This window comes from Arthrobacter sp. Dra40 (assembly GCF_059091905.1).
This window is the reverse complement of record NZ_JBNHHB010000009.1, coordinates 87544-100164: the sequence shown is the minus strand read 5'-3', so window position 1 is coordinate 100164 and position 12621 is coordinate 87544. Positions and strand designations below refer to the sequence as shown.

Here is a 12621-nt window from a genome sequence, read left to right as displayed (position 1 = left end):
CCATGAAAAGACACAGTGAGCGGCGGCGACCGCGCAAAACACCCTTCCTGGCCACACTGCTGAGCACCGCGGCCATGGCCGCCGGTTTCCTCACCGTAGCCGGCCCGGCTCCCGCGGCCGAGGCGGTACCGGTGACCTACAACGGGTCCTCCCAGGTCAACGCCGCGGCCTCCTGCTGGGAAATCAAGCAGACCGCGCCGCAGGCCCCCTCCGGCACCTATTGGCTGCTGACCCCGGCCATGCCCGCGCCCGAGCAGTTCCACTGCGACCAGGAAACCGACGGAGGCGGCTGGGTCCTGATCGGGCGCGGCCGTGAAGGCTGGAAGGAACTGTACGAGGGCCGCGGGACCACCGCCCAGGTCCGCAGTGCCGTGACCGGAACTGCAGCCTTCAGCCCTCGTCAGCTGCACTCCCGGATCATCGACCGGCTCCTGAACAACCAGGCACCGGACCAACTCCAGGACGGCGTCCGGCTGCGCCGGGCCATGGACGTGGCAGGCACCACGTGGCAGGAGGCCTCCTTCAAGATGAGCCGCAAGCCGCGCTGGTCCTGGGCCATCTCCGCGGCCACCCCCATTACTTCCTACACTTTCGGTGCCGGCGCCTTCAGCGGCGGCACCAATGCGAACTTCGGCCAGGACCAGCTCTTTAATCGGGTGGTGACGGCCGAGGCCTCCTCCCAGAACTGGACGCAGGGCTGGGCCTTCGGCAGCAGCGCCCGGGGCGAGACCAGCGCCTCCAGTTACCTCTGGTCGGCCAGCGCCACAGTCGGCAATCCCCGCCCGTTCACGCAGATGTTCCTGCGGCCCAGACTCACTCAGGCAACGGTGAGCTTCGCGGCCATCGCGGACCGGGGAAGCGCGGCCAAGGCGCAACGGTCCCTCCAGGAGACCGGGGCGATGCCGACGGTCTGGGGCGTCAACGGGCTGGCCAACGGCCGCGCCGGCGAGCTCAACACCGAGGTGCAGTCCTTCGCGCAGATCGGGAACACCGTGTTCGTCTCGGGTAATTTCCGCTACGTCCAACGGGATTCGGCCGGAACCGGGCGTGTGGAGCAGCCCTACGTCGCCGGCTTCGACGTCAGCACCGGCCAGTGGATCTCCACATTCCGTCCCGTGCTCAACGGGCAGGTCAAAGAGCTGACGGCGCTGCCTAGCGGCAAGCTCATTGCTGGCGGTGAGTTCACCACGGCCAACGGCAGCCCGGCGGTAGGCATAGTGGCCCTGGACCCCGTCACCGGCGCCACTGACAACACGTGGCGGGTGGGCATGGAGAACCGAATCACCGGCAACTCCGTCCAGGTCCGCGGCCTGTCAGTGCAGGGCAACTGGGTATACATCGGAGGCAACTTCACCCACCTCACCGGCGGGACGCTGACCACCCCCACGTATGCCCGGGCGGCGGCGCGGGTCTCGGTAGCCAACGGCACGCCTGACACCAACTGGAACCCGGCCTTCAACGGAACTGTGCTGGATGTGGATGCGAGCGCCGATGATTCCCGGCTGTACGCCTCCGGCTACTTCAATATGTCCAACGACGCGGCGGCGTTCCGGGTGGCCGCGGTCCAGACCACTGCGGGCGCGCCACTAGCCACTCCGGCTTGGAACTGGACGCCGAGTTCCAACGGGGCCAACTTCCAGTTCGGCATCGAGGAGCTGGGCGACAACGTCTACATCGGCGGCTCCGAGCACAGCCTGTTCAGCTTCAAGACAGCGAACTTCACTGCGCACAAGACGCACATCACCTACACAGGCGGGGACTTCCAGGATGTCACCGGAGCCAACGGCCTGATCTACGCCGGCTGCCACTGCGGCTACTGGAACTATACGGACGGGACTTTGTGGCCCAACTTGGGTCCCAGCTGGACCATGGCGGACAAAATCAACCTGACCGGCATCTGGGACGGCGCCACGGGCGAGTACATCCCTGATTTCAACCCCGTTATGAAGGGCCGGGGGGGCTACGGCACCTGGGGCTCCTTCGTGGACAGCCGCGGCGTGCTGTGGACCGGCGGCGACCTGGTTTCCTCGGTGAATTCCAACGGCGGCAGCCAGTGGTCCGGCGGCTTCGCCCGCTTTGCCCTCAACGACTCCACGCCTCCGGGAACACCGTCCAACCTCCGTGTTACCAGTGACGGGGTGACGGACACCCTTAGCTGGAATGCGGCCGGCGGTTCCCCCAGCGTCTACCACGTACTGCGCGGTGACCGGGTAGTGGCCACCGCCACGGGCACCTCTACCTCGGTTCCGGCGCTGCCCGGCGGACGCTACTTTGTCCGTGCAGCGGACGCATCCGGCAACTACTCGGCAAGCACTGCCGTCGTACTGGCTCCCAAGGCACAAGAGCCGGTGGCAACCGCTGAACTTATCGCCGCTGGCGCCCAGTGGCAGTACCGTTTTGACACCGCGGCGCCGGATGCCGAGTGGGCCTCCGCCGACTACAACGCCTCGACATGGCCCACGGGGGCTGCACCGCTGGGCTGGGGCAGTTCCGCGATCGCAACGGAAATGACGGCGGCGGGCACCAAACCACTCTCCAGCCACTACCGCAAATCCTTCTCGATCCCGGATGCGGGCACCATCGAGTCGGTGGAGCTGACCACCCGGGCCGATGACGGCATCGTGGTCTACGTCAATGGCGCGGAGGTGGGCCGGTCCAACATGCCCACCGGCACCATCACCAACAATTCCTACGCCACCGCCGCGCCGTCCACGGCCACCGCCGTGGCGAATCCGCTGACTATCACGGTTCCTGGCTGGGCTTTCCGGGACGGAGCAAATGTGATCAGCGCCGAGGTGCACTCCAACTACCGGAGCACTCCCAACGCCAGCTTCGAACTGACGGCCACCGCCAAGACCGGCACCCAGCCGGCCCCACCCGCGGCGGACCCGGAGCCGGCGGCACCGCTGATCGCGGAGGGAGCTAGCTGGAAGTACCGCTTTGAGGCGGCCGCACCGGCAGCTGACTGGCACGGCATCGCGTACGACGACGGCGCCTGGGCAGCCGGTGATGCACCCCTTGGGTTTGGCACGGCTTCCCTCGCCACCGCGCTGACTGCGGAAGGCACCAGGCCGCTTTCCAGCCACTATCGGAAGGCCGTCACCATTGCCGACACCGCCTCCATCCAGGAGTTAAACGTCACTACCCGGGCCGATGACGGAATTGTGGTTTACGTCAACGGCACAGAGGTGCTGCGCTCCAACATGCCGGCGGGTACCCTCACCAACAACACCTATGCGCTGTCCGCACCTTCAACGGCAAGTGCCGCGGCAAACCCCGTCAGCGTCACCGTACCCCGCGACCTGCTGGTGGACGGCGTCAACGTGATCAGCGCCGAGGTTTACTCCAACTACCGGACTACGTTCAATACCAGCTTCGAGCTGACGGCGGTGCCGGTGAGCGCGGAACAGGCGCAGCAGCAGCTGGGCCGAGCGCTTGCCGGCGAGGGGTGACGGACATGCCGATTGACGAAGCCGCGGCCGTGCGGTTGGCTACCAGCCGCACGGGCCGGCGGGCCTTAGCTTCTCTCCGGGGGGATTTCAGCACCATCCTGGGCGAGCTGAGGTCCGCACAGAAGCCCGGGGCCGGGGTCCCGGCCTATACCCGGTGGGTCAATCGGAGGCTGGCGCGCTTCGCCGCGGCGTTGGCGGCCAGCCTGGGCTGGTCCGCCAACGCCGTCTCGGCGCTGAGTGCGGCGTTCTCCCTCGCGGCGCTGGTACTGATGGTGAGCGTGGCTCCGTCACCCCTGCTGGGCATGACAGTCGCCGTGCTGTTCGCGGTGGGCTATGTCCTTGATTCGGCCGACGGCCAAGTGGCCAGGGTTACCGGGACGGGTAGTCCGGCGGGGGAATGGCTCGACCACGTCATTGACGCCGTCCGCGTCCCGGCCATCCATCTGGCGGTGCTGGTGGGCATCACGGCGTTCACCGGACTGCCCTCCTGGACGGCCTGGCTGCCGCTAGCGTACTGCCTCCTGGCTGTGGGGCATTTCATGAGCCAGATTCTGGCCGAGCAACTGCTGAGGGGCATGCCTGCGCAGCTTGATCCCGCGCAGGCCGGCGCCGCTCAGGCCAGCCCTGCGCCGGGTCCGCTGCGCTCATTTATCCTCCTGCCAACGGATTCAGGCACGATCTGCTGGGTGTTCATTTTCTGGGGGTTCCCGCAGTTGTTCATTGCGGCGTACTCCCTCCTGCTGCTCCTCAATGCAGTGGTCATTGCGGCCTCGGTGGGCAGAAAGTACTCAGCACTGACTAATCACCCGAAGACAAGGACGCAATCATGACTGACCTCGCCGCCAGCCACACGCCCATGGTGACTGTGGTGATCACCACCTGCGGACGCCCGGAGTTGCTGCGCAATGCGGTCCGATCCATTCTTAGCCAAGACTATGCAGGCCAAGTGGAGGTGATAGTGGTGTTCGACAGGATCAAGATCGACCCGCTCGCCGACATCGAGGTCCTGCCGCGACGGCGGCTGCGCCTGCTGAGCAACATGCGCACGCCCGGCCTCGCCGGCGGACGCAATACCGGCATCATGGCTGCCGGCGGCGACTACATCGGCTTTTGCGACGACGACGACGAATGGCGGCCGGGGAAACTGACCAAACAGCTGGCCGCCTGGTCCGCGGATCCCTCCGCGGTGGCCATGGCCAGTGGAATCAGCATTCAGACGGACGAACATAGCTACGACAGGCTGCCCCCGGACCGGGCCACTTTCACGGACTTCCTGGTTTCCCGGGTCACGGAGATCCACCCGTCCACCCTGCTGTACCGGTGGGCGGATCTGATGGGGCGGGTGGGGCTGGTGGACGAGGAGCTTCCGGCGTCCTACGGAGAGGACTACGATCTGCTCCTGCGCGCCACCCGTTACGGCGACGTCCGCTCGGTCCGCGAGCCGCTGGTCCTGGTGCGTTGGGACCGGCCCTCGTTCTTCGCCGGGCGGTGGGAAAACATTGCGGCCGGCCTGACCTACCTGCTCCGCAAGTTTCCCGAATTTGAGCGATCTGCCAAAGGCACCGCACGCGTCGCCGGGCAGGTGGCCTTCGCGCATGCCGCTCTGGGGCACGGCCCCCGCACCAGGGCATGGGCCCGCAGCGCGCTCCGCAGGGATCCGACGCAGCTGCGTGCCTACGCCGCCCTGCTGGTGGGTGCCGGGCTGATCCGCGCCGATGTCCTGCTCAACCTGGTCCAGCGTCACGGTCGCGGGCTATGACCTCTCCACCGTTGCTGCGCCAGGACGGACCCGCGGCCGAAGGCATTCTGAGAGCCGAACCGGGCACCCGGCCGCTCCCGGCCTGGCCGATGCAGGTGTTCCTGTGCGGCTTCCCGTTTTGGTGGGCCGCCGGGGCCGCGCCATTCGTGCCGATCCTCCTCGCGGTGGTCATGGCAGCGCTGATGTTCCTGCGCCGCGGCACGGTGACGGTGCCCGGAATACTTCCCTGGTTCGCGTTCCTGCTCTGGGCGGGCGCCGCCGCCGTGAATCTGCCATCCATCGGCGCGGCTGTGGGGTACGGCCAGAGGCTCGGCAGCCTGATCGCCGTCGGTGTCTTCATGCTCTACTACGTCAATGCACGCGAGCAGCTGACGCCTCAGCGCGTCATCTTCGGGCTCATGGCTGTCTGGGGCACAGTGGTGTGCCTGGGCCTGGTGGCCACCCAGCTGCCCGAATACCGCCTGACCACGCCGGTGGGCGCGTTACTCCCCGCGTTCCTGACCGGCAATGAGCTGGTCCATGATCTGGTCTTCCCGCCGATGGCCGAAATCCAGACCCCTTGGGGTGCGCCGGAGGCATTCATCAGGCCTTCAGCGCCTTTCCCCTACGCCAACAGCTGGGGTGTGGCCTTTGTGGTTTTGACTCCCGTGGCACTGGCGACCGCCGCGGCAACCCGGCGGCGTTGGCTGCGCGCCGCCATCGTGCTGTTCATCGCGCTGTCCTTCGGGCCAGCGCTGGAAACCAGCAACCGGGGCATGTTCATCGGACTCGCGGCCTCCGTGATCTACGTGCTCTTCCGCCTTGCCCTGCGCGGCGACTGGGCCAAGGTGGGTGCGGCACTCCTGGCTGTGGTTGTCGCGGCCTACGCAATGGTGGCCACCGGCGTCGTCGCGGAAATCCTCGGCCGGCAGGAATACAGCGACAGCACCGGCGGACGCCTGTCCCTGTATGACCAGACCTTTGAGGCTGTACTGCGGTCGCCGTTCCTGGGGTACGGGGCACCGCGGATGGAAGAAAGCATCGGCGTTTCCATGGGGACTCAAGGATACGTGTGGATGCTCATGTTCTCCTACGGCTTCGTGGGGTTGGGGCTGTTCACCGTTTTCCTGATCAGCGGCATCTGCCGCACCCTTCCGGTTGAGACCACTGCAGGACTGTGGCTGCACAGTATCCCCATTGCGGCCCTGAGCATCTTGCCGTTCTACAGCTTCGACGTCATGCAACTGAGCACCGTGGCACTGGTTCTGGCCATGCTGCTGAGGGCCCGTTATACCCAGGAAGAACTAGTATGAGCACCCAGCCCGGCCTCGCTCCGACAGGCCTCGCTTCAACCGCTGACTCCCGCCGCCCGTCCGGGAGCGGACGGCACGATGACGTCGGGCACCTGGCGAGGACCGGGCCCCTTACCTTTGCCTGCATTATGCTGGGCGCGGTGATCGCCTTCGGCACCACCATGTTTGTCAGCAACTCCTTGGGTGACGCTGGTGCCGGCGTGTTCTTCCAGATGGTCGCCGGTTTCGCCATCCTCACCAGCCTCTGCGCGTTCGGCGCGGACACCGGCTTGGTGAAGACACTCTCCGCGCAGGCGGCGCTGGGCAACCAGCGACTAATCCCGAAGCTGGTCCGAGTGGCGCTGCTTCCGGTCCTCACGGCAGCCGCGATTCTCTGCGTGGTGCTGTGGTTCGCCGCTCCTGCCGTTGAGGACGCACTGGGTGCCTCCGATGTGGCGGAAGCGGTGCGCATCGCGTCCCCGCTTGTTCTCTTCAGCGCCGCAGCAGCTGTCCTTTTCGGGGCCCTCCGCGGGCTCCACCGCGTGATTTCCTTCACAGTCCTCCAGAACGTCCTGCTTCCCGTCCTGAGACTGGCCGGCGTGGCGTCCGTCATCCTGTTTGGCGCGGGGTTAGCGGAGATGGCTGCCGCGTGGGCGGTGCCGGTGGCCGTGGTAACCGTGATTGCCGTCATCCTGCTGCGCAGGAGCATCGGAGCGGCATTGGACGGCGCCCGGGAGACCGGCGGCAGCCTTCCGCCGGGAACTGCACGGGAGTTTTGGTCATTTTCCTCCGCCCGCGGCGCCAGCGCCCTGGTCGAAGTGCTGCTTGAATGGATCGACGTCATTGCCGTGGCCGTTCTCCTGGGACCGGCGCAGGCTGGAATCTACGGCGTGGTCAACCGGTGTGTGCGCATGGGCGTGATGCTCGACCACACCGCGCGGATAGCCACCGGTCCGACCATCAGTGCAGCCCTGGCCGTGTGCGATACCGCCCGTGCGCGCGTGGTCTTCACCTCCGTCACCCAGGTCCTGGTCCTTGCGGCGTGGCCGTTCTACCTGCTGCTCGCCCTCTTCGGCGAGGCAGTCCTCGGCCTGTTCGGAGACGGTTTCAGCGCAGGCGCGTCGGCCCTTGCCGTCATCTCCGTGGCCATGATGCTTGCCGTTTCCGCCGGCGGAGTGCAGAGCATGCTGCTGATGGGCGGCCGCAGCCGCTGGCAGCTCATGAACAAAGGGGCATCGCTGGCGGTTGCGCTGACCCTGTGCCTTGTCCTGATTCCCGTGTGGGGCACCATCGGGGCGGCCGCGGCCTGGGCTGTATCTGTCCTGGTGGATTACGGGCTGGCAGCATTACAGGTGGGCTTTGCCATGAAGATCCGGAGCTCACCGAGCGCACTGCTGCTGCCGGTGATGCTCGCCGGTGGCGTGTTCGGTCTGGGCGGTGCGCTGGTCCGCATATTTGCCGGGCCGTCCCTGCCTGGGTTCCTGATAGCAGCCTTGGGAGGCGGCGCCCTTTACCTGGTGCTGGTGTTGGCGCTCCGAAAGTCCCTGGGGCTGGAGGCATTTCTACGCCGGCGGAATGGCCGCTGAAGATCTTCCCGCACGCACGCAGACAGGCTCAACGGTGAAAGGCCGTGGAAGGCCTTTGACAGGAGAGTGCTGTGACAGGGCAGGGTAGTGACAGGGCAGGAGCACCTGGAACCGTGCATCCACGGATCCGGGTGCCCCTGCCCCGGGAAGCCCTCTCTCGCAGGGCCTAGGCCAGCCTGCTCCCCTGCCGCTCGGCGCCCGGATGCTGCAGCAGCTGCCGAATCCGTCGGAAGGCGATAGCGCCTGTGGGCACCTTGTCTAAGTGATCGATCGCCTCGTTCAGCTTTGCCGCCGCGAGCCCTGCCTGGGACACCCGTGGCGCTGTCCGTACGCGTTCGGGATGGCGCAAGGCGGCGTCGATGGCCGCCGCCATGGCGTCCTGGCTGGTGGCCATGATAGCCTCGCCGCGCTGGACCATGATTTCGGTGAAGGCAATCTGGTGCGCGTCCACCACTTCGTGGAGTTCAGGGCGACGGGGTATGACGATCGGCAACATTCCCACCTGGCGGGCGTCCAGAATGGAGCCCGGCCCGCCCTGCACGATGACCACGGCGGCGGACTGGTAGAGGGCCAGGAGCTCTTCCCGGGGCATCCGCTCTACGCCCTGCGCATGCGACGGGGGGCGGCTCGCGCCATGCTGTATGAGGCACTCCGGCGGCGATGAGATGGACTCAAGCCACTCATCAACCCAGTCAACAAGGCGGTCGAATCTGTGGTGGTCGGTGCCCAGCGAGACGATGATCTGGGGTGCGGTCTCCTGCGTCCTCACAGCACTGGTCCAATGTTCACGGCATCCGGATAGTAGCGAAGCTGCTCCTCCCATTGGACGCAGAAGACCTTGGACAGCGGGTAGCAAATACGTCCGCTGAGGGTGGGCATATTGATGCGGTCAAAGCATTCGATGTAGACGGTGTGAATCTTCAGCAGCCGGGCTAGGATGAAAAACGGCACGCTCACGCCGGCTCCCACCGAGACGACCACGTCCGGCTTGAATCGTCGGAGTGTTGGCCACGCCAAAAACAGGTTCCGGATGGCGTTGGGAATGTTCCTGGTGGTTGGGTAGTGCGCCCAGGTGACCTCTTCGTCCTTGAGTGCCGCTTCGACCTCGGGCCTGCGGAACGTAACCCAGGACCTGGTGTGCTCTGCCCACCAGTCATCCAATGGCATCAGCTGGGCCAGGTGGCCACCAGCCGATGTCACAAACATGATCCTCATAGCGACTTTTCCTTTCGCGTAAATCAGGTCCCTTGTTGCTTACGCTGCTGTGTCTTTCACAAGTTGGTGCTGCCCGCTGCGGGCGGCACCAACTCAAGATTTTCTTCTGCCTGTTTCGCGCCGGCCTGACCGCTCCCGCCGTCCCATGCGCGCCAGGCAGGCCCATCTACGCCTGCTGACTCCTTGCGGCTCGGACTCCCAGGATTCACGTGCCTGGACCTGCCGTGCCGGAAGAAGCGGATACGGCTCCGGCTGTGGACGAACACGGGCACCAGGGCCTGGGGCGGTAGCGACGAGAGGTCCCGCAGCACCCTCAGGATTTCCTTCATGTCGCTGGACCTGTCTGCCACGAGGACCACGGCATCGAGACGATCCCCCAGCACCGCTATCCGTGCATCGGAGAGATGCCGTCCAACGTCTATCAGGACCAGGTCCTTGCCCTGCCAGCTCTCCCGTACCATTTGCGTGGGCCAACCGACGTCCACAGCTTCCGGGATCACCGACGTCGCCGGCACCGCGGCGACATCCATTCCCTGCGCGAGACCAATCTCGGCCAACGCCGGCATCAGGTCTGCTCCCCGCCTGCCGCACGCAGTAATGATGCCAGTAAGCATCGGTTTCTCCGCTGTCATGGGCCCGATCTGCCGCAGGGAACGTATAAGCCACCGCAGGGCCTCCGAATCCTGACGTCCCGCGGCTGGAAGGACGGCACGGTTAAAGTGCTCCGCCAGCCGGACCAGAAACCGCACCTTCCGGTCCAAACGTTCACGCGCCAGGGCGAGGACCACGCCCAATATGAGGCCCCCGGCAAGACCCGCGGCCAGGAAGGCGGCGAGGCGCAGCGAGGAGGGTTCTTCAGGCGGACTGGCGAATCCGATAATGCGTCCAGGGTTCTCGGCTACCAGGCTGAGTTGAGTTCGCTGCTGCTCCAAGTCCGCCAGGTGCTGCCGCTCCTGGTCCTGGAGACGGGGCTGTTCCCGCAATTGGGCGATTTTGGCATCAAGCTGCTTGAGGTAGCCCGCCGCCACATCCGCTGCTCCCTCGGCACGGAACTTCAGATATGCCTTGGCGACGGCATTGGCATGATTGGCGGCACGCTGCGGATCCGTATCCTTCACGCTGACACGAAGCACTTGTGAGCCTGTCGGTGCCACCGTTTCCACGCTCTGTTGCAGCACTCCTGGCGAGACAGACTCGCCGAGCTCCGCAGCTGCGAGGGCCGCCACCTCGCTCGAACCGAGAATGGCCCGTTCGGTGGTGATGTTGATCTGCTGGTTAACGGCCGCGCTGGAAAACGGGTTGGTGGTAATGGGAGATACCGTCAAGGCCGCTGTGGCCGTGAACTCTTTGGTGACCGTAGCGGCGTAGGCCGCGGACAACGCCAAAGTTATGACCGCAGTGGTCACCACGACAAGCCATCGGCGCCCTGCGCGACCTGCAAGGTCCGATAAGCGGACGGTGGAGCCCTTTGCTTGTTCTGGCACGTCAAAGCTCCTCGCATATTCGGCGGTTCCGTGGCGGAACCCGTTAGTGCTCTCTGACCTGCAACAATTCGTTGCCTTCTAAGGAGCCTAAAGACGGGGAGAATCAGGGACACGCGTAGCTCGAGCCCCCTTTGATGTCCAGCTACCTAGAAGGCTGCGCCCGCATACTCGGTCGTAGGGCAGAAATTACTTGTATCTATGGTTTCGGCCCCACGCCCCAGATGTTTGAGAGTTCTCGTTATAAATCTGTTACCGTTGCTGTTCGGGTCATCTGGACCATCGCACGAGCCGCCAGTCATTGACCCAGGTCTCCGTCTGGAATCGGTTGCGCCGGCTTGGGAGCGGCCCAGTTCCGGACACCGCTGCGCACGGGTTGTCATGTGGCACACACTTGTACGCGGTCAAAGCTTAATCCCGCTTCTCACCGGCAGCGGGCAAATCCGTCCTTGACGGACCATTCAATCCCGTGTGGGCTGCGCGGGGAGTCCAGGACACGGTAACGTGTTCCGAACATACTCCGAGGTATTGATGTGAATCACTGCAAGAAGCCGAAGAATTCCTCCTCCCGGTGTGCGGCGTCGCTGAAACTGGCTGTTGCTCCCGTCCTGCTCTCGCTCGGCATTACCGGGTGCAGCCCCGCACCCCATAATTCCTCCAGCGCTGCTGTGACCGCACCGTCGGCCACGTCGTCGCTCGGGCGGACTATGGAAGTCTCAAAGGCCGCCCGCGACACCGAACGTTTACTGAATCCGGAACTCGCCAGCGACGTCAGGAAGTCCTCGCGTGAAACCCGTGCCGAAAAGCGGTCGAAGATGAGGGTAGAGAGCCATATAAAGCGCGCGGCCCAGCGCAAGACAAGCGAACAGAAGAGCCCTGCGCGGTCCAACAGCTCGCCGGCCGTACTCGCTTCCAAGCAGGCAGTCGCACCGGCTCCTGCACGTCCGACACTCGCCGCAAAGCCTGCACCCGCCCCCGTACAGGCCTTGGCTCCCGCACAGCCCGTACAGGCGACAGCCGCACCCGCTGCCGCCGGCCAGGGTGAACTGGCCGGTTGGGGGAAGCCCGTTTTCCGGGACGAGTTCAATAGCGGCCTGAGCCAGTGGACTGTGCGCGACGACGCCGCACACGGTGTGCTCGCCTACGACCGGGCCATCATCAAGAAGGAACAGGCCCAGGTCAGCAACGGAACGCTCAAGCTGGTAGGCGAGCGGATGGCCAGCCCGGTCAAGAAGAGCGGAACGCGAGCTTTTAAGACCGCGTACCTCGACACAATCGGCAAGTTCTCACAGAAGTATGGCCGATGGGAGATGCGCGCCAAGGTACCGCTGTCGGCCGGTGATTCAAAGGGCGTCTGGCCGGCGTTCTGGATGCGTCCGGACGGCGCGGCTACCGGTGGCGAGATTGACATCATGGAGGGCTACGGAACGCCCAGCTCCGCTAACACCAATTTCAATCCTGCCAACCGCACGGAAGGTACCCTGCACTTCGATCAGACCGGCAAGAGCAAGACCAATTCCTGGATTCCGGTAACCTCCAAACTGGACGCCGGATTCCACACCTGGGCCTTCGAGTGGACCCCGCAGGGAATGATCTGGTTGTTTGATAACAAGCCGTACAAGAAGGTTAAGCGAAGCGATTATGCCGCCTACAACGCCGCCTTTGAAACTGCCGCGAAATTCCATATCCGAGTGAACTTGCAGTTCGGATCACCATACTGGGGCTACCCGGACAACAAGAACGCCAGAATCACCAAGGACCGTTCCGTGTACGAGATTGACTACATTCGCGCCTGGGCGTACCAGAAGTAGTCCAATGCTCCAATGCCCTCCCGTTGACCGGTCGGCGGGAGGGCAC

9 protein-coding genes are annotated in these 12621 nt (G+C 65.1%); 6 read left to right on the top strand and 3 right to left on the bottom strand.

Annotation, left to right across the window (positions count from 1 at the left end):
• The first annotated feature begins 2 nt into the window (after nt 1-2).
• The 5 genes from AC5RWT_RS07045 to AC5RWT_RS07025 are packed head-to-tail and all read left to right on the top strand — an operon-like array spanning nt 3 to nt 8068.
• On the top strand, nt 3-3452 hold the full coding sequence (locus AC5RWT_RS07045; RefSeq protein ID WP_494079693.1) for a fibrinogen-like YCDxxxxGGGW domain-containing protein: 3450 nt from the start codon (nt 3-5) through the stop codon (nt 3450-3452).
• Nucleotides 3453-3457: 5 nt separating this feature from the next.
• On the top strand, nt 3458-4282 hold the full coding sequence (locus AC5RWT_RS07040) for a CDP-alcohol phosphatidyltransferase family protein (RefSeq protein WP_494079692.1): 825 nt from the start codon (nt 3458-3460) through the stop codon (nt 4280-4282).
• On the top strand, nt 4279-5211 hold the full coding sequence (locus AC5RWT_RS07035) for a glycosyltransferase family 2 protein (RefSeq protein WP_494079691.1): 933 nt from the start codon (nt 4279-4281) through the stop codon (nt 5209-5211). Before AC5RWT_RS07040 ends, AC5RWT_RS07035 begins: the two co-directional genes overlap by 4 nt.
• Nucleotides 5208-6503 carry an O-antigen ligase family protein gene (locus AC5RWT_RS07030; protein WP_494079690.1) on the top strand — a complete coding sequence of 432 codons (1296 nt, stop codon included), beginning with the start codon at nt 5208-5210 and terminating at the stop codon, nt 6501-6503. The genes AC5RWT_RS07035 and AC5RWT_RS07030 overlap by 4 nt, the downstream gene beginning before the upstream one ends.
• A complete protein-coding gene (locus tag AC5RWT_RS07025) occupies nt 6500-8068 on the top strand; it encodes a lipopolysaccharide biosynthesis protein (RefSeq protein WP_494079689.1) in 1569 nt (522 codons plus the stop codon). The genes AC5RWT_RS07030 and AC5RWT_RS07025 overlap by 4 nt, the downstream gene beginning before the upstream one ends.
• Before the next feature lie 166 nt (nt 8069-8234).
• Here AC5RWT_RS07025 and AC5RWT_RS07020 read toward each other — a convergent pair whose 3' ends face one another.
• The 3 genes from AC5RWT_RS07020 to AC5RWT_RS07010 are packed head-to-tail and all read right to left on the bottom strand — an operon-like array spanning nt 8235 to nt 10767.
• Entirely contained in the window at nt 8235-8837 is a 603-nt protein-coding gene (locus AC5RWT_RS07020) for a glycosyltransferase (RefSeq protein ID WP_494079688.1), read from the bottom strand.
• Nucleotides 8834-9283 carry a PssD/Cps14F family polysaccharide biosynthesis glycosyltransferase gene (gene pssD, locus AC5RWT_RS07015; RefSeq protein ID WP_494079687.1) on the bottom strand — a complete coding sequence of 150 codons (450 nt, stop codon included), beginning with the start codon at nt 9281-9283 and terminating at the stop codon, nt 8834-8836. The genes AC5RWT_RS07020 and pssD overlap by 4 nt, the downstream gene beginning before the upstream one ends.
• Nucleotides 9284-9339: 56 nt before the next feature.
• Nucleotides 9340-10767 carry a YveK family protein gene (locus AC5RWT_RS07010; protein ID WP_494079686.1) on the bottom strand — a complete coding sequence of 476 codons (1428 nt, stop codon included), beginning with the start codon at nt 10765-10767 and terminating at the stop codon, nt 9340-9342.
• Between the two features lie 530 nt (nt 10768-11297).
• Between AC5RWT_RS07010 and AC5RWT_RS07005 the strand changes: the two genes are divergently transcribed.
• Entirely contained in the window at nt 11298-12575 is a 1278-nt protein-coding gene (locus tag AC5RWT_RS07005) for a glycoside hydrolase family 16 protein (RefSeq protein WP_494079685.1), read from the top strand.
• Nucleotides 12576-12621 lie beyond the last annotated feature (46 nt).

What these genes read in the sequence shown, in the direction of transcription:
- AC5RWT_RS07045 (WP_494079693.1), top strand. Translation starts at nt 3, where the DNA reads ATGAAAAGACACAGTGAGCGGCGGCGACCGCGCAAAACACCCTTCCTG.
- AC5RWT_RS07040 (WP_494079692.1), top strand. Translation starts at nt 3,458, where the DNA reads ATGCCGATTGACGAAGCCGCGGCCGTGCGGTTGGCTACCAGCCGCACG.
- AC5RWT_RS07035 (WP_494079691.1), top strand. Translation starts at nt 4,279, where the DNA reads ATGACTGACCTCGCCGCCAGCCACACGCCCATGGTGACTGTGGTGATC.
- AC5RWT_RS07030 (WP_494079690.1), top strand. Translation starts at nt 5,208, where the DNA reads ATGACCTCTCCACCGTTGCTGCGCCAGGACGGACCCGCGGCCGAAGGC.
- AC5RWT_RS07025 (WP_494079689.1), top strand. Translation starts at nt 6,500, where the DNA reads ATGAGCACCCAGCCCGGCCTCGCTCCGACAGGCCTCGCTTCAACCGCT.
- pssD (WP_494079687.1), bottom strand. Translation starts at nt 9,283, where the DNA reads ATGAGGATCATGTTTGTGACATCGGCTGGTGGCCACCTGGCCCAGCTG.